The following is a 19002-nucleotide window of genomic DNA, read 5'->3' as shown; positions in this document are numbered from 1 at the left end:
GAGAGGCGTCCGGCTGCGGCCGCATCCCTCTCGGGCAATCTGGCGACCGGAGAGCCCGGCCGTCCTGGAGCTCGGCGGAGCGCTGTCGCCTCGCCGGAGATCGGAGACACACCATGAAGAAGGGCCTTCTCGCCCGGACAGCCGTCGGCCTGGTCGGCGGCGCACTTCTCATCGGCGCCGCGGGAGCGGCCGTCGCGGACGAGATCGGCAATGACGATGTCGACGTGACCGTCGACATCGCGGCGTTGCCCGATGCTGGTGCTCTGACGTTGAGCGTCGCCCCGGGCTCCGCCGTCCTGACCGAGGGGGAGTCCGCCGACCCCGACCAGCGCGTCTTCGAAGGCACGCTCCCCACCGTCTCCGTCACCGATGACCGCGACGCCATCCCGGCCGGTTCCGCCTGGTACGTGACGGGCCAGGCCAGCGCATTGACGTCCGGCGACGCCTCGATCGACCCCGGGCACCTGGGCTGGAAGCCGAAGCTGCTGACACAGAGCGCCGACGTCGCGGAAGGTCCGGACGTCGATACCGTGCTGGATGGAGGGCCCAACAACGTCGGGCTCGTGGACGCCGAGTTCCTCGCGATCGCCTTCGATGCGCAGAGCGCCGCCGGCACCTGGGACGCCACGGCCGATCTGCTGCTGAAGACCCCGAAGAATGTCACGCCCGGCAGCTACTCCGGCACGATCACGCTGACCCTGTGGGAGGAGCTGTCCTGAGGTCGCGACCCCGCCTCGCGCACGTCCCACGCGGAGGAGCCGGTGACGGCTCCTCCGCCCCTTCCCCCAGGATGACCGCTGTGTTCCCACGCCTCCGTACCCCGCCGTCCGCAATCCGGGCGTCTGTTCTGTCCATCGCCGCTCTCGCGGCCCTGCTCGTGCCTCTCACCCCGGTCGGGGCCGCCGCGGCCGACGACGATCCCGTCCGCTGGTCGGTCGCGCCCGCGGATGCGGATGGGACGGACGGTCGGCGCGCCGTCGAGCACGAACTCGCGCCGGGGGAGCGCGTGGACGAGCATTTCGCGGTGCGCAACCTCAGCGAGCAGGAGATCACCTTCCGGATCACGGCCGCCGACGGCTTCTTCACGCAGACGGGTCGTTTCGACATCCTCGCGGATGCGGCCGCGTCGACCGCGGCAGGCACGTGGATCACGGCGCCCGACGCGGTCACCGTCCCCGCCGGTGGGAGCGTCGTCGTCCCCTTCTCGCTGGCCGTGCCCGAGCGCGCGGAGCCCGGCGACTACGCGGCGGGCGTGACGGCGTCCATCCTTTCGGCGGGCAGCGCCGCGGGAGGGGCGAGCGTGGGCGTCGAGAGCAGGGTGGGCTTCCGCGTGCTGACGCGGGTGACGGGTGAGATCACCCCGGCAGCCTCGCTCGATGCGCTCGCCGGCGACTACCGACTGTCGTGGAATCCGCTGCGCCCCGGGGAGGCGCAGGTCTCGTTCGAGGTCGTGAACGACGGCAACACGCGCGTCGCTGCCGTGGGCACGGTGGCGGTCGGCGGTCGGAGCGTCGCCTTCCCCGCACCGGGCCAGCAGGCGCAGGAACTGCTGCCCGGTGATCGTCGCGAGATCACGGTCGAGGTGGACGAGGTGTGGCCCTGGGTGCTGCTGACCACCACCGTGACCCTCACGCCGGAGGTCCTGACCATCTCCGACACGGATGCGACCATGGCGCCGATTTCCGCCGAGGTGGCGATCTGGGCGGTACCGTGGCCGCAGTTGGCGATCTTGCTGGGGGCGGGTCTCGTCGTCTGGGCTATCCTGTGGCGACGATCACGCTCCCGGAGGCGGATCTCCGCCATGATCGACGACGCACTCCAGCGAGGGCGTGAAGAGGGACGCAACGAGATGACAGACCGGGTGGGGGCATCATGAGGCGCTGGGGCGCGGTGCTGACCACGGTCGTGAGCGCGGTCGCGGTTGGTATTGCGGCGGTGCCCGCCCACGCGGCCGACATCGACGCCGATCCAGGGAGCATCGGCGTCAGCGTCCAGATCACCCCGATCGAATGTGCGAGCGGATGCGGCGCCGGGGTCGAGGGTGTCGGCTCCCTGGCCGCCAGCGGTCTGGCGCCGATGGAGCCGGTCCTGTGGGCAGCCACCCTGCTCCTGGCGCTGGGCGCCGCTCTGGCCCTGCGCGTCACCGTCTCCCGCCGCGCGAAGCCGGCGCCCGCATCCGATTCCGGAGACGGTGCGTGTCAGAGCTGACGCGCGGCTGGCAGCGGCCCAGCATCTACGACGTCGCCAAACACGCGGGCGTGTCTCATATGACCGTCTCGCGGGTCCTCAACGACCATCCCAACATCCGCGACTCGACACGTCAGCGCGTGCTGAAGGCGATCGAGGAGATGAACTACACCCGCAGCTCGATCGCGCGGGCGCTGGCGACGCGGCGGGCGATGCGCATCGGAGTGTTGGTCGACGGGCCGGTGCAGTTCGGTCCGAACAGCACGCTGCGCGCCCTGGAGGCCGCCGCGCGCGATTTCGGGTACGCGATCAGCGCGTTCTCGATCGACGACGACGATGATGCGCAGCTGGATGCGGGGGTCGTGGAGCTCGTGACGCAGGGCGTTGACGCTCTGTGCGTCATCGCCCCGCGCGCATCCTCGCTCGAACTGCTCCGGCAGAAGAGCACGGGTCTGCCGACGATCGTCATCAAGGCCGAGACCGACGACGTGTGGCACACCGCGGCCGTCGATCAGCGCAGCGGGGCACGATTGGCGGTCGACCACCTGATCGAACTCGGCCACAGACGTATCGCGCATCTCGCGGGACCGCTGGACTGGTACGACGCACGCGAGCGCGAGCAGGGCTGGCGCGAATCGCTGGCCGCTGCCGGCCTCGAGGGGGGCGAGGCGATCATCGGTGACTGGACCTCGGACTACGGCTACGAGGTGGGCAAGGCGTTCGATCCCGGCAGTGCGACGGCCGTGTTCGCTGCGAACGACCAGATGGCGCTCGGTCTCGTGCACGGCCTTGTCGATCAGGGCCTGCGGGTGCCGGAGGACGTCAGCGTCGTCGGCTTCGACGACCTCCCGGATGCGCGGCACTTCCTGCCCCCGCTGACGACCGTCCGCCAGGATTTCTTCGCTCTCGGCGAGCTCGCTCTGCAACTCGTGATCGCTGCCATCGACGGCGAGGATCACACTCGGCACGATCGCATCGCGCCGGTCCTGGTCGTGCGCTCGTCCACGGCATCCGTACCGCGCGACTGAATCGATGCCACGCGTTGTTAGGCGCAACAAATGTTCGCGGTAACGGAAAAGTAACGAATCGCCCCGAAAGAGTTGCGAAGACGCATTGTTAGCGCGCACAATGTGGCTACCCGACGTTCCCGCTGGGGGGCACACGGACCACCTCTTCGACGATGAGCGTCGGGGAGTCTCAAGGAGGAGATCACATGGCACACAACAAGCGCGCACTGGGCATGCTGGGATTCATCGGCGTGGGGGCTCTCGCGCTGGGTCTGGCCGGCTGCTCGAGCGGTGACGCAGAGGCCGGCGGCGACGCGAGCGGCGGCAGCGGCGACCTCACCACGGTCGGCTTCGTTGCAGTTGGTCCTGAGGGCGGCTGGCGCAACGCCAACGAGCAGGCCATCAAGGACGCCTTCACCGAAGATGCCGGCTTCGAGCTCAAGTACGCCCCGGCCGCCAGCCCGAGCGACCAGAAGTCGCAGCTGGACGCCTTCTCGACGTTCGTCAACGACGAGGTCGACGTCATCCTGCTCACCGCCACCGAGGCGTCGGGCTGGGAGGACTCGCTCAAGCTGGCCAAGGAAGCCGAGATCCCGGTCATCCTGCTCGACCGCGGTGTCGACGCTCCCGAGGACCTCTACGTGACCCGCATCGCGCCCGACAACGTGCAGGTCGCGAAGTCGGTCGGCGAGTGGGCGACCACCGCGTTCCCGGAGGGCGCCAACTACTTCGTGCTCGAGGGCGTTCCCGGCCTCTCGGTCGTCAACGAGCGCAACGAGGGCTTCGATGAGGCGCTCGGCGGCGCGTCCGGCTGGAACAAGGTCGGCGCGCAGACCGCCAACTGGAAGACGGACGAGGGCAAGTCGGTCATCGAGACTGTTCTGAAGGCCAACAACAACAACATCCAGTTCATCTTCGCCCAGAACGACGAGATGGGCATCGGCGCGGCGCAGGCCGTGACGGCGGCGGGTCTCAAGCCCGGCACCGACGTGAAGATCGCCACGATCGACGGCACCAAGGGCGCGCTCGAGGCCCTGTCCAAGGGTGACCTGAGCTTCGTCGCTCAGTACAACCCCTTCTTCGGCACCGACGCCGTCGACGCCGTCAAGAAGGCCCTCGCGGGCGACAAGGTCGACTCGACCATCATCGTCAAGAGCGCCACGTTCGACTCGCCGGAGGCGGCCGACAAGGCGCTGGCCGACGGCCTCGCGTTCTGAGCGCCGGAAGCACGCACTAAACCGCGCCGGCAGGCAGAGCGGGGATCGCCCCGGGCGATCCCCGCTCTCTGTCCGGCCCCCAAGGGCATCAGCCCCGTAGCGAGGAAGCTCGTCAGTGATGACCGAATCACCCCCGATCGTCGAAGTCCGCGGCGCATCGATCACCTTCCCCGGCGTCAAAGCGCTCGACGCCGTGAACTTCCGCCTCCTCCCCGGAGAGGTGCACACCCTGATGGGTGAGAACGGCGCGGGCAAGTCCACGCTGATCAAGGCGCTGACCGGCGTGTACCAGATCGACTCGGGTGCGATCCTCGTGGGCGGCGTCGAGCGCCACCTGACCGGTACCAAGTCCGCGCAGGATGCCGGGATCTCCACGGTCTACCAAGAGGTCAACCTCTGCACGAACCTCACCATCGGCGAGAACGTCATGCTCGGCCACGAGGTACGCGGCCCGCTCGGCATCAACTGGCGCAAGACCCACGCCCGGGCCGCCGAAGCCCTGACCCGCATGGGCCTCGGCCACCTCGACCCCCGCGCGCCGCTGGCTTCCATCTCGATCGCTCTCCAGCAGCTCGTGGCCATCAGCCGTGCCATGGTCACCGAGTCCAAGGTGCTGATCCTGGACGAGCCGACCTCGAGCCTGGACTCCGCCGAGGTCGAAGTGCTCTTCGGCGTCATCCGCAGTCTCCGTGACCAGGGCGTCGCGATCCTGTTCGTCTCCCACTTCCTCGACCAGGTGTATGCGATCAGCGATCGCATCACGGTCCTGCGCAACGGAGCGTTCGTGGGGGAGTACCTCACTCACGAACTCGACCGCACGCAGCTCATCTCGAAGATGATCGGCAAGGATCTCGACGCGCTGCGAGCCCTCGGCTCCAACCGTCAGGTCGACGAGCGCGACCGCACCGACACCCCCGTGTACAGCGCGGAGGGTCTGGGGCGCAAGGGCGCGCTGAACCCGACCGACATCGAGATCCACCGCGGCGAGGTCGTCGGCTTCGCGGGACTGCTGGGCGCCGGTCGCACCGAACTCGCCCGGCTCATCATGGGCGCCGACCGTGCCGACTCCGGCACGGTGCGCATTCGCGGCAAGAAGGCCAGCATCGCCTCTCCTGTCGCCGGCCTCGCCAACCGGATCGCCTACTCGACCGAGAACCGCCGCGACGACGGCATCATCGGCGACCTGAGCGTCCGCGAGAACATCATGCTGGCGCTGCAGGCGAAGCGGGGCTGGTTGCGCCGCGTGCCCGCCCGCGAGGTCGACGCGCTGGTCAAGACCTACATGGAGCGCTTCAGCGTACGACCGAACGACCCTGACCGGCCGATCCGGCTGCTCTCGGGCGGCAACCAGCAGAAGGTCCTTCTCGGCCGCTGGCTGGCCACGGAGCCGGAGCTGCTGCTGCTCGACGAGCCGACGCGAGGCATCGACGTCGGTGCGAAGGCCGACATCCAGGAGACCGTCGCCGAGCTCGCCGAGGGCGGCATGGGCGTCGTCTTCATCTCGTCCGAGTTGGAGGAGGTCGTCCGCCTGTCCGAGCGCATCGTCATCCTGAAGGACCACGACAAGATCGGCGAGGTCGTCAACGGACCCGACGTGACCGCCGAGCGCATCGTCTCGATCATCGCCGCCGAAACGGAAGAGAAGGCCGAGGCCCAGACCGAGGCGCTCGCCGAAGGAGAGCTCTCATGACGTCCTTCCTGAAGACGCTCGTGCGCACGCCCTGGTTCTGGGGCATCGTCGGCATCGTCCTGCTGCTCACGCTGAACGTCATCAAAGACCCGACCTACCTGTCGGTCGGCATCAACCCGACGACCGGGATGCTGGCGGGCAACCTCCTCGACATCCTGCGCGTGTCGGCGCCGATCATCATGATCGCCCTCGGCATGACGTTCGTCATCGCGACCAAGGGAATCGACCTGTCGGTGGGATCGATCATGGCCGTCGGCGGCGCCGCAGCCATGGAGAGCCTGTCCGCAGCCGGTGCGCCGACGTCCGTGGGAGCCATGCTGACGGCGATCGGTATCGCACTCCTGCTGGGTGCCGTGCTCGGTCTCGTCAACGGCCTGCTCGTGTCCGTCATCGGACTCCAGCCCTTCATCAGCACGCTCGTGATGATGCTCGCCGGCCGAGGTATCGCCCGCGTCATCACCGGAGGCCAGAACACCAACGCCACCAACGAGCCGTTCCGGCAGATCGCGAACGGACAGATCCTCGGACTGCCGATCAGCTTCGTCGCAGCGATCGTGATCGTTGTCCTCGTCTCGGTCATCATGCGGCGTACGGCGCTGGGGCTCATGATCGAGTCCATCGGTGTGAACCCGGCCGCGAGCCGTCTCGCCGGCATCCGACCGCGGCCCATCCTCATCGCGGTGTACATCCTCTCGGGCGTCCTGGCGGCCACAGGCGGTCTGTTCACCGTCTCGGAGGTCATGACCGTCGACGTCTCAGGTACCGGCTACCAGATGGAGCTCGACGCGATCCTCGCTGTCGTGATCGGGGGGACGTCGCTCGCGGGCGGTAAGTTCTCGATCCTCGGCTCCACAGTCGGCGCGCTGCTGATCGCGACGCTCAACAAGACGGTCCTCTTCCTCGGGATCTCGGCCGCCGCGACCCCCGCCTTCAAGGCGATCGTCATCGTGGTGCTCGTTCTCCTGCAGTCCGAGCGGGTGCGGGGCTACGTCCTGCGGCTCGGGCGCACCCGTTCCCGAAAGGAGGCTGTCGCGTGAGCGCGTCCGTCTCGACCTCGTCCATCGACCTCGACAAGGTCCCCTCCCGCGGATTCGCCCGCATCTGGGGGCGCAGCCAGTCGGTGATCCCGTCGCTCGCGGCGGTCCTGCTGCTGATCGCGATGCTCGTGTACGCGGAGCTCGCGTACGGCCGCGTGTTCCACATGGGCACGATGTCGAGCCTGCTCGTCAGCTTCGCGCCGACGATCATCCTGGCCGTGGGGATGACGATCGTCATCCTCTCGGGCGGGATCGACCTCTCGGTCGGCGCCGTCGTGGCCTTCACCTCGGTCGCCGGCGTCATGCTGATGAACATCGGCGTGAACGGATGGCTGGCGATCGTGCTCATGATCGTCTTCGGCGCGTTGTTCGGTCTCATCTCCGGAGTGCTGATCCAGTACTTCAACGTGCAGCCGTTCATCGCGACGCTGGCCATGATGTTCCTGGCCCGCGGGCTCGCGTCGATCCTGTCGACCGTGCCCGTCCAGGCGCCCGACGACTCGCCGATCCTGCTCCTGGCGACCGACTTCAAGCTCGTCGACGGACCCAAGGTGAACGACCTCGTGCTCACGCCCGGGTTCTTCATCGCCGTGCTCGTCGTGATCGGTGCGTTCTTCTTCCTGCACCGCACCCGCTCCGGACGCACGATCTACGGCATCGGCGGTGCCGAATCGTCGGCGCAGCTGATGGGCCTCCCGGTCGCCCGCACCCGGGTGTCGATCTACATCATCAGCGGTGCGCTGGCAGGTCTCGCCGCCGTCGTCTACACGGCCGAGGTCGGTGGTAAGGCTCAGAACGTCACGGCCATCGGCTGGGAACTCGACGCGATCGCGGCCGTCGTCATCGGCGGGACGCTGCTGACCGGCGGCGCGGGCTACGTGCTCGGCTCCGTGGTCGGATCGCTCGTGCTCGCGACGCTCTGGATGATCATCACGAAGGACGGCACCATCCGCCCCGAGTACCTCACGATCATCACCGGCGGCATCCTGCTCGTCTTCGTGCTCCTGCAGCGTGTGCTGACGGCCAGACGACGGAGATGAACCCCGACACGGCGTCGGGGCGGGCACGCGGCCCGTTCCGACGCCGTGTCGCGCCCGCACGCGGGCGGATCCACAACTGAACACCGCATCCGACGCGACGTCGGCCGTGACACGGCCCGGTCGCTCGAGACGAACAGGACTCTCGATGACGAGAAACTCCCCGCCCGTATCCGTCGCCCCGACACGGCATCGTGGACGCGCGCGTGCGTTCGCCGCCTCCGTGCTCGGCGCAGCGCTCACCGTCACCGGTCTCGGCGTCCCCCTCGCCGCACAGGCCGCGGACATCCCGACCCCCACGGCCCACTACGACATGTCCCACCAGGGCCCGTCCCTGATCGATGTGTCTGGCAACGGTCGCAACGCCACCCTCACCGGCTTCACCGACGCGTCATTCGCGGATGCGGCGGGCGACGCCGTGCTGCGTTTCCGGGCCGACGGGTACGCATCGCTGCCCAAGGGGCTCGTGACCGGTACTGACAACGACTTCACCGTCGAGTACACCGTTGCCACACAAACCGCAGCCAACCACTTCGGCTGGGTCATCGGCGACGGCGTGGGTCCGTGGAACACGACCCAGCTGGGCAACCACATCTTCCTGAGCCCGCGCTCGTCGCAGGGCGGCTACGTCAACCAGGCGCTCGCCGCGATCCGGGTGAAGTCCGCGAGCGACAACGGCGAGACACGGATGCCGGCCGGCGGCGGGCTGAACCCCGGGTTCACGACCCTCACGATGGTGGGCCAGGGCAACACGCTGACGCTGTACCGCGACGGCGTCGTCATCTCGACGCTCACCCACACCCGCTCATTGAGCTCGATCATCCCGAGCGGCAACGTCCTCGGGTATCTCGGACGCTCCCTCTACCAGGGCGACGCGCTGCTGCGCGCCGATGTCTCTGACGTGAAGTTCTGGGACGCAGCCCTCACGGCGGACGATGTGCGCGCCAGCATGCCGACGGCTCAGGAGAAGAGCGCGGCCACTGCTGCGCTGCTCCGCGGCGATGTGCTCGCAACGATGCTGGGGGCCAACCCCTCGCTCGACCGGGTGTCGACGAACCTGACGCTTGCGGCCACGGTCAACGGCGTCGCGCTCACCTGGGCCTCCTCCTCGCCCCAGACCGTGTCCACGACCGGCGTGGTCTCCCGCTCCATCGCGCAGGACACCCCCGTCACCCTGACGGCAACCAGCTCGCTGGGCACGCTGACCTTCGACGTCACCGTCGTCGCTCCGTCTGTGTCGAGCGATCTCGACGCGATCGTGCTGGCGACGCGCACCACCGAGAACCTGCCGCTGGCGACGAAGGGCGCCGTCAACGGCGCCACCATCACCTGGACCTCCTCCGACCCGACGCTGGTGACCGGCACCGACCCGGCCTACGTGGCACCGGCGGCCGGCTCGGCGGACCCGTTCGCGGGCGGCGGGATCGTCTCGAGGCCGGCATACGGCACGGGCGATCGCAACGTCACGCTCACCGCGATGGCCACGCTGAACGGCCGTTCTGCCGAGCGCACGTTCGAGGTCACCGTCGCTGAGCACGGCCGGTGGGCACCGGATGCCGGCTACGCGGCCGCGTACTTCAAGTCCGACGGTGACGAGAAGATCTATCAGGCCGCCACCAGCGGGAACGACTTCTTCACCTTCTCCGCGGTCAACGGTGGAAACCCGGTCATCACCTCGACGACCGACACGAAGGGCCTGCGCGACCCGTACGTGCTGCGCTCCAAGGACGGCGACAAGTACTACATGGTCGCGACCGATCTCTGCATCAGCTGCGGAACCGGCTGGGGCCCGGCTCAATCCGAGGGCAGCCTGAAGATCGAGGTGTGGGAGTCGACGGACATGGTGCACTGGAAGCGCACCAACGACGCGAACACGGGCATCACGATCAACCAGCCGGCCGCCGGCATGACGTGGGCGCCCGAGGCGTACTGGGATGACGAGCTGCAGTCCTACGTCGTGCACTTCTCGTCGCGGCTGTACTCGGATGCGTCCAAGACCAACAACGACAACCTGCACGCCCGTGTCTTCACCGTCCTGACCCGCGATTTCCGCACCTTCACGTACCCGCCCGTCGAATGGCAGAACACCGGCTACGCCCGGATCGACTCGACGGTGCAGAAGATCGGGGACTACTACTATCGGTTCACCAAGAACGAGGACGGCGGCGCCGCCGACGGCCTCGAGCGCGGAAAGGACATCTTCCTGGAGCGTTCGAAGGTGCTCACCGCGAAGACCACCCGTTCGGACTGGAACGCGAACCCCGAGACGGGCTGGCAACTGATCGACACCGCCATGACCAGCCTCGAGACCGGGCAAGCGGGTGAGGGACCGCAGATCGTCAAGCTCAACGACGGCGACCCGAACAACACCGCGGACGACGACGGGTACGTTTTCCTCGTCGACAACTACGGCTCCGGCGGCTACCGCGCGTTCGTCACGACGGGTGACGAGATCGCGAGCAGCAACCAGGGCGACCGCCTCTCGCGCCGGGCCGACTGGAACGTGCGCCCGGTGGGGGGCTTGCCCGCAAGCCCGCGTCACGGCTCGTTCGTCAACGTGTCGCAGGCCGTTCTGACGGCCCTGCACGGATGGACGGATGTGGCCGCCGTCGCCTCGACGACGACGCTCACCGCGTCCGGCCGCACCGCCACCGCGCACGTCGTCGCCGCGGACGCCGGTCAGGTCGCCGGCACGGTGACCTTCGCCGGCGGCGGATGGAGCCAGAGCGCGATCCTCGCCGACGGGGTCGCCTCGGTCGAGGTTCCCGCCCAGGTAGGTGCCGTCACCGCCACCTACGACGGGTACCGGGATGGACGCGTGAGCGTGTCGAGTTCGGCGGCGGTCACGCTCGGAGTCGCGTTCACGACCACCGTCGCCGCGAAGTGCCTGGCAGGGAAGGTCGTACATTCCGTTGCGGTCGTCAACAGCGATCCGTCGACGGTCACGGCGACGATCGTCGGTGCCTACGGCAGCAAGGCGCTGACGCTGGCCGCCGGTGCCTCGGCATCGGCAGCCTTCACGACGCGGCTGACGGCGACGCCCGCGCAGACGGTGACCGTGACGGCGAGGGCCGCCGACGGGCGCACGACGACGAAGAGCGCCGTCGTGCCGTCGACCACCTGCGGCTAGGCGACGCTCCTACACCACCGGGGCCGGGACAGCGCACAGCTGGCCCGGCCCCGCTGCGTGTGCGCAGGATGGTGGCGAGCCTCGACCGACAGGAGCACGCATGAGCGCCGACGACATCGACATCCATCCGATCTCGCCCGACGATGCGGGAGAGGTGTTGACTCTCCAGCGCGCCGCCTTCGTGCAGGAGGCGCTGATCTACCGCGACGTCGACATGCCGGTGTTCACCCAGACGCTCGAGGAGGTCGCCTACGAGCTGCGGGACAATCTCGGCCAGGTGGCACGGCGCGCCGGGCGGATGGTCGGCGCGGTCCGCGCGCGGATCGACGGCGACGTGCTGCTCGTCGGACGGCTCGCCATTGCGCCCGACCAGCAGGGAGAGGGCATCGGTTCCGCGCTGCTGGACGCGGTCGAGGAGCGCGGTCGTCGCGCGGGCGCCCGCACGGCGGAGCTGTTCACCGGCCGGCTGAGCGAGGCCAACATCCGCCTCTACGAGCGGCAGGGATACGTGGTCGCGGAGGCCGCCGGCGGCGCCGGAGGTGCCGATGAGGTGTTCCTGCGCAAGGAGCTCACCGACTCCGGCGCCGCCGACGACTGAGCGACAGGACGACTGAGCGTCAGATGGTGGCGACCGACCCCGAGTCCACGCGGTAGTTCGACCCGTTGACGAAGGAGGCGCGCGTCGAGCAGAGGAAGGCGATCACCGACGCGACCTCTTCCGGCTCGCCGCGGCGACCGAGCTCCATGTACGGCCGCTCCTGGTCGAGGAACGAGGCGATCGCCTCGTCGAACGACTCGCCCCTTTCCTTCGAGCGCTTCTCCATCATCGCGTCCGTCATAGGCGTGTGGATGAAGGCGGGGGAGACGGCGTTGACGAGCAGCCCCTCGGATGCGTAGCTGCGCGAGAGTCCCTTCGTGAGCGCCAGGATGCCGGCCTTCGCCGCGCAATACGGCAGCTCGTCGTCGTAGGGCTGCACCGCATCCTCCGAGGCGAGCAGCACCAGCCGCCCCCACCCGCCGGAGCGCAGATCCGTCAGGAACTCCCGGATGACACGGACCGGCCCGAGCAGATCGGTCTCGATCGTCGACGTCCAGCCCTCGTCGTCGATCTCATGGAACAGTCCCTGCGCGCCGGTGATGCCGGCGGACTGCACCAGGATGTCGATGGCGCCCACCGCATCCGTCGTCTTGCGGTGCAGCTCGGCCACGGAGGCGACGTCGGTGATGTCGGCGGCGAAGGCGTGGAGTCGGCCTTCGGGTGCGTCGAGCTCGGCGGCGGACTGCTCCAGCTTGTCGGCATCGCGGTCGGTGAGCACGACCGTCACGCCCTCAGCAAGGAGCAGCTTGGCGGTCTCGAACCCGATGCCCGAGTCGCCCCCGGTGATGAGAGCATTCTTGCCTGCGATGCCGAGATCCATGTCGTTTCCTTTCATTCGCCGTCGGACGGGATCGGTCCGAACGTGTGTGCCGGGCGCCCTTCGGCATCCGTGTCGATCACGAAGATCGATCCGCTGAGGGGCGCGGCCACGAGCTGCTGCTCGGTGAGCTGTTCGCGAGCGGTTCCCACGAACAGCAGATTCCGCGCCGGCCCGCCGAAGGCGACGGAGGTCACCTGCGGTGCCGGGATGGGGATGCGGGCCTCGACGCGTCCGTCGGGAGTCCACCGCACGACCTGTCCCGCGCCGTAGACGCCGTTCCAGAATCGTCCGTCGGTGTCGAGGGTGAGGCCGTCGGAGTCCTCGCCGACCAGGAAGGGCACCAGCTCGCCGAGCGCCTCAGCCTGCGGGGAGTACGCGCCGCGGTAGACGGTCCGCGTGGCCGTGTCGGTGACGTACATCGTCTGCGCATCCTCGGACCATTCGAAGCCGTTGGCGACGCCGAACCCGCCGCGGAGCGCCCGCACCGAGCCCGCGGGCTCGACGAGGTACAGACCCGCATCGGGCTCACCGGTGGTCACGTTCATCGCTCCCACCACGAAACGCCCGAACGGGTCGACCTTGGCCTCGTTGCTGCGGATCCCCGCGTGCGCGTGGGGCAGCACAGCGACGGTGCGCCGGACGGTGCCGACGGCATCCAGCAGCACGACACGATCCTTCAACGCGGCGACGAACCCACCGGATGCGGCGGGCTGCACGGCGCTCACGGGTGCCGGCAGTCGCACGATCGTGTCGCGGGAGCCGTCCTCCGGATCGTCCAGACGCGCGCGGTGCATCGTGCCCCGCGTGATGTCGACCCAGACGAGTTCGTCGGTGCGGTCGTCCCAGAAGATGCTCTCGACGAGGATCGCGTCGAGGCGGCGGAAGATGCGAGCTTCAGTGCCCATCGAGTTCCTCCTCGGGGACGAGGTCGCGGATCGTCAGCGCGGCCCCGATCACCGCCAGGTGGCTGAGCGCCTGGGGGATGTTGCCCCACGACGAGCCGTCGTGCTCCGAGATCATCTCGGCGAAGACGCCGACATCGTTGGCGCGGGCCACCAGGTCGTCCATGGCCGCGACGGCCTCGTCGTGGCGCCCCACGCACGCGAGCGCGGCGGCACGCCAGAAGGCGGAGGCGACGAACGTGTGTTCCTCCTGATCCATCCCGGTGTAGCGATAGAGCAGGTCTCCGGCGCCGAGCCGCTCGGTGAGTACGTCGATGGTCCGTGACATCCGCTCGCCGCGGTCGAATCCGCTCTCGGCGTGCAGGAGCACCGAGGTGTCGACATCCGTCGAGCCCGGGTGCATGACGTACGCCCCGATCTCCTCCGACCAGCCGTGCTCGGCGATCCACGCCGCGATGCGGTCCCGCTCCGATGCCCAACGCTCGGCACTGCCGGGGATCGCGCCCGCCTCGGCGAGTACGACCGCATCGCGCAACGCCTGCCAACAGCCCATCTTCGACGAGGTGTAGTGGCGGATCTCAGGAAGCTCCCACATCCCGGAGTCCGGCTGGCGCCATTCGTCGCACGTGCGGTCGGCCATGGCGGCGAGCATGCGGCCGGTGGCGACATCCAGCACGTTGCCCGCATCCACGTACGTGCGGCAGATGGCGAAGAGATCGCCGTAGACGCCCAGCTGGAGCTGTCCGTGTGCGGGGTTGCCGGTCACCACCGGGCCGATCCCGCGCCAGCCCGGCGCCTCATGCTCGGTGACGTTCTGCGCGAGCGTGCCGCGCAGCGTGTACAGCACGTGCAGGTCGGGCCCGTTGTCGCGGATGGTACGCAGCAGCCACGAGATCGCGGCGTGCGTCTCCTCTCGGAGGCCGAAGCGCACGAGCGCGTGCGCGGTGTAGGCGAGATCGCGTACCCACGCGAACCGGTAGTCCCAGTTCTTGCCACCTCGCGGGTTCTCGGGCAGTGACGTCGTCGCGGCCGCGGCGATGGCTCCGGTGGGGGAGTAGACCAGCAGCTTCAGGGTGAGCGCGCTGCGCTGCACGGTGGCCGCCCACGGGCCGTCGTAGCCGAACTCCCGCGACCAGGCGCGCCACCCCTCGATCGTCCGGTCGATGCTGCGGTCGACGTTCTGCGGATGCGGCAGGTGCAGCGGCTCACCGTCGGTCGCGACGACCACGAGCAGGTGGCGCGACTCGGGCGAGGTCGTGAAGGATCCCTCGACCCGCGGGCCCGCGCCGTCATCGACGGTGGTCGGCGTGCCATGGTCCTCTCCCACCATCGCCAGCGACGTCTCGCCGACGCGGAGGACGGTGGCACCGTCGCGCTGCTCCGCCCAGGGCGCCGCCGTGTTCAGGCGGGTTCCCGGCTGCACGCGCCAGGTGAAGGCGACGTCGCCGTCGATGCCCTCCACGCGCCTCGCCAGCTCCGCCCAGGGAAGGCGTCCGGCGACGCCCGTCACCATCGCGTCCGTCAGGCGCGCGGTACCCGTAGGGGTGACGAACGTCGTCTGCAGCACGTTCGTGCGCGCGACGTATCGACGACGCACCTCGAACTCGCCCACCGGCGTGATCTCCAGGCATCCGCCGTTCTCAGCATCGAGGATGCGTGCGAAGACCGGCACGGAATCGAGGTTGGGCACCGGCAGCCAGTCGATGCTGCCGCGGCGATCGACGAGAGCGATCGTCCGGCCGTCGCCGATCGCGGCGTAGGACGAGAGGTCGGAGAAGGGCCGGGGCACGCAGCCACGCTAGGCGGACTCCCGGTCCGCGGGGGCAGGCTTGCATGCGGGGCGCGAGCGGGTTACGTGCCGTCGGGCGCACGAGCGCTAGCAACCCGCGGCGGGGCGGACAACCCCCGCCGGCGTGCGCCGCACCCGGGTTAGCGTCGCACCCGTCAGACACCGAGCGACGGGCACGACCCGTCCTCGACGACGAAGGAGGACGACATGGCCGCCACGAACGCATCGAGCACCACGCGCAACCGTCGCCGCCCCGCGAAGGGCGGGGCAGGAGCCGGGCTCACCGAGGAGCAGAACGCGGAGAGCGGGTTCACCGCATCCCAGAAACTCAGCGACAACCTGCAGAAGGTGCTCGTCGACCTGATCGAGCTGTCGCTGCAGGGCAAGCAGGCGCACTGGAACGTGGTCGGCCGCAATTTCCGCGACACCCACCTGCAGCTCGACGAGGTCATCGATGCCGCCCGCGAGTTCAGCGACACCGTCGCGGAGCGGATGCGGGCGCTGCACGCGCTTCCGGACGGCCGCAGCGACACGGTCGCCGAGACGACCACGCTGCCGGAGTTCCCGCAGGGCGAGATCGACACGAGCGAGGTCATCGACCTCATCACCGAGCGCCTGGAGGCCACGATCGGCACCTGCCGCGACGTGCACGACGAGGTGGACGACGAGGACCCGACGAGCGCCGACATCCTGCACGCGGTCCTGGAGCGCCTCGAGCAGCTCGCGTGGATGGTCAGTGCCGAGAACCGCGCCCCGGCGGCGCGCTGAGAGGGGCCGCACGATGAGCATGTACGACGCCCAGGATCCGACCACCCAGTTCCCCCGACCGCCTTTCCCTCCCCAGCAGCAGAGTGCGCCGGGAGACATCCACGAGATGGATCCCGCACCCGACCACGGCGAGACCAGTTACATCGGCTTCGGGCGACTGCCCGGGCGCAAGGCGCTCGTGACCGGCGCCGACTCCGGCATCGGCCGCGCGGTGGCCATCGCCTACGCCCGTGAGGGCGCAGATGTGGCACTCAGCTATCTGCCCGAGGAACAGGCACAGGCCGAGGAGGTTGCGGCGCTGATCGAGAAGGAGGGCCGTAGGGCCGTGCTGCTTCCCGGAGACCTCCAGCAGGAGCAGACCAACATCGATGTCGTGGAGCGCGCTGTGGAAGAGCTCGGCGGCCTCGACATCCTCGTGATCAATGCCGGCACGATGCCGACCGTCGACAGCATCGACGACTTCGAGACGCACACGCTCGACCACGTCGTGAAGGCCAACATCTATCCGCTGTTCTGGCTGACCAAGGCCGCATCCACGCACCTGAAGCCCGGGGCCGCGATCATCACGACCTCGAGCGTGCAGGGGTTCCAGCCCTCGCCTTCGCTCGCCGAGTACGCGGTGTCGAAGGCGGGTATCGCCAACTGGACCCGCGCGATGTCGCAGCAGCTGATCGAACGCGGGATCCGCGTCAACGGGGTGGCTCCCGGTCCGATCTGGACGCCGCTGCAGCCCGCGTACGTGCCGAACGAGAAGATCGAGGAGTTCGGTTCGCAGACGCCGATCGGGCGGGCCGGTCAGCCGGTCGAGCTCGCCCCGGCGTTCGTCTTCCTCGCCTCTCAGGAATCCAGCTATGTGGTCGGCGAGACGATCGCCGTGACCGGCGGGATGCCGGTGCATTGACCTTCGCGGGGGAGACGGCCGTCCGGACACCGGGCGGCCGTCTCCGCGTGTGCCCTTAGCATGGGCGAATGGATCCGCGGGTGCGTCGCACGCAGGAGCGCCTGCGCGCTGCGGCGATCGAGCTGGCATCCACCACGCGGTTGTCGCAGATCAGCGTGACCGACCTCTGCCGCGCCGCCGGCGTCACCCGGGACACCTTCTATCGGCATGCCGTGGGTGTCGCGGAGCTGACGGCCGATGCGCTCGCGGCGGAGCTGCAGGAGGTGACGGCCGCCCTCGGTGCGGACGCGGCGATCGGCGACGGCGAGCGGATGCTGTTGGAGCACGTCCGCAGGCGGGCCGCGGTCTACCGCTCGGCGATGGAGCCGCTGCTGGCGGCGCCCGTGCGCGCGGGGCTCGAGCGGAGCCTGCGGCAGGGACTGGAGCAGTGGGTGCAGCAGCGTCCCGGCATCGTCCCCGCGGCGATCGCGGGCGATGTCGCCGCGGTCTCGCTCGCCGTCGCCTATGCCGCGGCCGGGACGGTGGGTGCCATCGAAGAGTGGCTGCGAACGGACATGGCGGACCTCGATCGTGCGGTCGCGGTCATCCTGGCGGCGTCCGCCGGCTGGTGGCAGCTCTGACCCGAGCGGGGAATCTATAAGACATATGTCAGATAGTTTCTCTAGACTTCTGTCGAGCAGCGACGCCGCCCGGTCGTCGCGGGAAGGCAGTCATGGCACGTTTCGACGGCAAGGTCGCGATCGTCACCGGAGGTGTCTCCGGAATCGGCGCGGCGATCACGCGTCGCCTGGTGGATGAGGGTGCTCGGGTCTTCGTCGCCGACATCAACTCCGAGGCGGTCGCCGCCGCCGGCGTCACGTTCGGCGACAGCGTGGCGGGACTCGCGACCGACGTCACCGATGAAGGCGGGATGACGGCGCTCTTCGACGGCGCGCGCGAGCGCTTCGGACGCATCGATGCCGTGTACAACGTCGCGGGCGGATCCCGACCCGGCCGCGTCGTCGACATGGACCTCGCGACGTGGGACTTCAACATCCGACTGAACCTCTACGGCGCGTTCCTGGGCACGAAGCTCGGCGCGCAGCACTTCCTCGCGGAGCGGCAGCAGGGTGCGATCGTGAACATCGCATCGCTCAACTCGCTCGTTCCGATGCACTTCGGCGCGGGGTACTCGGCCGCCAAGGCCGGTGTCGTGATGCTCACGAAGAACGCCGCACTCGAACTCGGCGGCGACGGCATCCGCGTCAATGCGGTCTCGCCGGGTCTCGTGGCGACCCCGCTCACCGGAGGCCTGATGAGCATGCCCGGTGTTTCCGAGGCGTACATGGCCCGCATCCCGGCCGGGCGTCCGGCCGAGCCCGAGGAGATCGCCGGCGTGGCGCTGTTCCTGGCGTCGGAGGACGCCTCGTACGTCAACGGCGAGAACGTCGTCGTCGACGGCGCCTGGCAGACCAGCGGATACCCCGACCTGCGTCCCTTCCTCGGCTGAGGCGATGCGCGGGCGATCCTTCCGGGTCGCCCGCGCACGCTTAGGCGAGCGGCAGACGATAAGTCAAGCCTCAGCTGTTTGCTACCGCCCGGGCGCACAGTGGGGATACCCCACGGAGCAGGAGGCGACGATGACGCTGCAGATGATGCCGGAGAAGCGCACTCCCGCAGCCGAGACCGCCGCCGAGAGTCCTGATGTCCACGAGCTGCGCTGGGAGCGCATCGCTCCGGAACGCTATCGGGCCCTGCGGGGCGAGACGTGCGTCGGCTTCGTCGACGTGGTCGGCGCCGTGTTCGTCGTGCTCGCCGGAGCTCGCTACGACCGCGCGGAGGAGATCGCGCAGACGCTCGATTTCGACCGGGTGACGATGCTTCTCGACGGCACCGCCCGCTGAGCGCGCTCGGCGCGATGCGGATATGCCAGATCGCGT

Annotated in this window: 18 protein-coding genes; 15 read left to right on the top strand and 3 right to left on the bottom strand. The window is 69.1% G+C overall.

Features of this window, described 5'->3' with window-relative positions:
• Positions 1-113 precede the first annotated feature (113 nt).
• The 10 genes from SK224_RS00725 (at position 114) to SK224_RS00680 (ending at position 11903) form a co-directional block, all read left to right on the top strand.
• A complete protein-coding gene (locus tag SK224_RS00725; protein WP_320432940.1) occupies positions 114-719 on the top strand; it encodes a hypothetical protein in 606 nt (201 codons plus the stop codon).
• An 80-nt stretch (positions 720-799) separates the two neighbouring features.
• Complete coding sequence (locus SK224_RS00720; RefSeq protein WP_320432939.1) at positions 800-1876, top strand: hypothetical protein; 1077 nt, start codon at positions 800-802, stop codon at positions 1874-1876.
• The gene (locus SK224_RS00715) at positions 1873-2208 is read left to right on the top strand and encodes a hypothetical protein (RefSeq protein WP_320432938.1); all 336 of its coding nucleotides are present in this window, start codon (positions 1873-1875) and stop codon (positions 2206-2208) included. The genes SK224_RS00720 and SK224_RS00715 overlap by 4 nt, the downstream gene beginning before the upstream one ends.
• On the top strand, positions 2196-3215 hold the full coding sequence (locus SK224_RS00710; protein ID WP_320432937.1) for a LacI family DNA-binding transcriptional regulator: 1020 nt from the start codon (positions 2196-2198) through the stop codon (positions 3213-3215). Before SK224_RS00715 ends, SK224_RS00710 begins: the two co-directional genes overlap by 13 nt.
• Positions 3216-3400: 185 nt before the next feature.
• Positions 3401-4411 (top strand): ABC transporter substrate-binding protein, encoded by a 1011-nt coding sequence (locus SK224_RS00705; RefSeq protein WP_320432936.1) that lies wholly within the window; start codon positions 3401-3403, stop codon positions 4409-4411.
• A 118-nt stretch (positions 4412-4529) separates the two neighbouring features.
• Complete coding sequence (locus SK224_RS00700; RefSeq protein WP_320432935.1) at positions 4530-6101, top strand: sugar ABC transporter ATP-binding protein; 1572 nt, start codon at positions 4530-4532, stop codon at positions 6099-6101.
• On the top strand, positions 6098-7138 hold the full coding sequence (locus SK224_RS00695; RefSeq protein WP_243231604.1) for an ABC transporter permease: 1041 nt from the start codon (positions 6098-6100) through the stop codon (positions 7136-7138). The genes SK224_RS00700 and SK224_RS00695 overlap by 4 nt, the downstream gene beginning before the upstream one ends.
• Positions 7135-8178: an ABC transporter permease subunit gene (locus SK224_RS00690; protein ID WP_320432934.1), complete on the top strand. Its 1044-nt coding sequence runs from the start codon at positions 7135-7137 to the stop codon at positions 8176-8178. Before SK224_RS00695 ends, SK224_RS00690 begins: the two co-directional genes overlap by 4 nt.
• A gap of 145 nt (positions 8179-8323) precedes the next feature.
• Positions 8324-11305 (top strand): immunoglobulin-like domain-containing protein, encoded by a 2982-nt coding sequence (locus SK224_RS00685; RefSeq protein ID WP_320432933.1) that lies wholly within the window; start codon positions 8324-8326, stop codon positions 11303-11305.
• A gap of 100 nt (positions 11306-11405) precedes the next feature.
• Positions 11406-11903 (top strand): GNAT family N-acetyltransferase, encoded by a 498-nt coding sequence (locus tag SK224_RS00680; RefSeq protein ID WP_320432932.1) that lies wholly within the window; start codon positions 11406-11408, stop codon positions 11901-11903.
• Between the two features lie 19 nt (positions 11904-11922).
• Here the strand turns inward: SK224_RS00680 and SK224_RS00675 are convergent, their stop codons facing one another.
• From SK224_RS00675 to SK224_RS00665, 3 genes are read right to left on the bottom strand one after another with little or no spacing between them, the layout of a single operon-like run.
• Positions 11923-12723, bottom strand: a complete 801-nt coding sequence (locus tag SK224_RS00675) for an SDR family NAD(P)-dependent oxidoreductase (protein WP_320432931.1) — start codon at positions 12721-12723, stop codon at positions 11923-11925.
• An 11-nt stretch (positions 12724-12734) separates the two neighbouring features.
• Positions 12735-13628 carry an SMP-30/gluconolactonase/LRE family protein gene (locus tag SK224_RS00670; RefSeq protein ID WP_320432930.1) on the bottom strand — a complete coding sequence of 298 codons (894 nt, stop codon included), beginning with the start codon at positions 13626-13628 and terminating at the stop codon, positions 12735-12737.
• Positions 13618-15414, bottom strand: a complete 1797-nt coding sequence (locus SK224_RS00665; protein WP_320432929.1) for a glycoside hydrolase family 15 protein — start codon at positions 15412-15414, stop codon at positions 13618-13620. The genes SK224_RS00670 and SK224_RS00665 overlap by 11 nt, the downstream gene beginning before the upstream one ends.
• Before the next feature lie 207 nt (positions 15415-15621).
• On the opposite strand from SK224_RS00665, the gene SK224_RS00660 reads away from it, so the two are divergent.
• From SK224_RS00660 to SK224_RS00640, 5 genes are all read left to right on the top strand, one after another.
• The gene (locus tag SK224_RS00660; RefSeq protein WP_320432928.1) at positions 15622-16182 is read left to right on the top strand and encodes a DNA starvation/stationary phase protection protein; all 561 of its coding nucleotides are present in this window, start codon (positions 15622-15624) and stop codon (positions 16180-16182) included.
• A gap of 13 nt (positions 16183-16195) precedes the next feature.
• Positions 16196-17083, top strand: a complete 888-nt coding sequence (locus tag SK224_RS00655; protein WP_320432927.1) for an SDR family oxidoreductase — start codon at positions 16196-16198, stop codon at positions 17081-17083.
• A 68-nt stretch (positions 17084-17151) separates the two neighbouring features.
• Complete coding sequence (locus SK224_RS00650; RefSeq protein ID WP_320432926.1) at positions 17152-17703, top strand: hypothetical protein; 552 nt, start codon at positions 17152-17154, stop codon at positions 17701-17703.
• Between the two features lie 92 nt (positions 17704-17795).
• A complete protein-coding gene (locus SK224_RS00645; protein WP_320432925.1) occupies positions 17796-18572 on the top strand; it encodes an SDR family NAD(P)-dependent oxidoreductase in 777 nt (258 codons plus the stop codon).
• A gap of 130 nt (positions 18573-18702) precedes the next feature.
• Complete coding sequence (locus SK224_RS00640; RefSeq protein WP_320432924.1) at positions 18703-18966, top strand: hypothetical protein; 264 nt, start codon at positions 18703-18705, stop codon at positions 18964-18966.
• Positions 18967-19002: the final 36 nt, after the last annotated feature.

The organism is Microbacterium sp. BG28, assembly GCF_034044005.1.
Taxonomy (GTDB): Bacteria; Actinomycetota; Actinomycetes; order Actinomycetales; family Microbacteriaceae; genus Microbacterium.
Note: the sequence above shows the minus strand (reverse complement) of the source record. Positions and strands in the feature narration are given on the sequence as shown.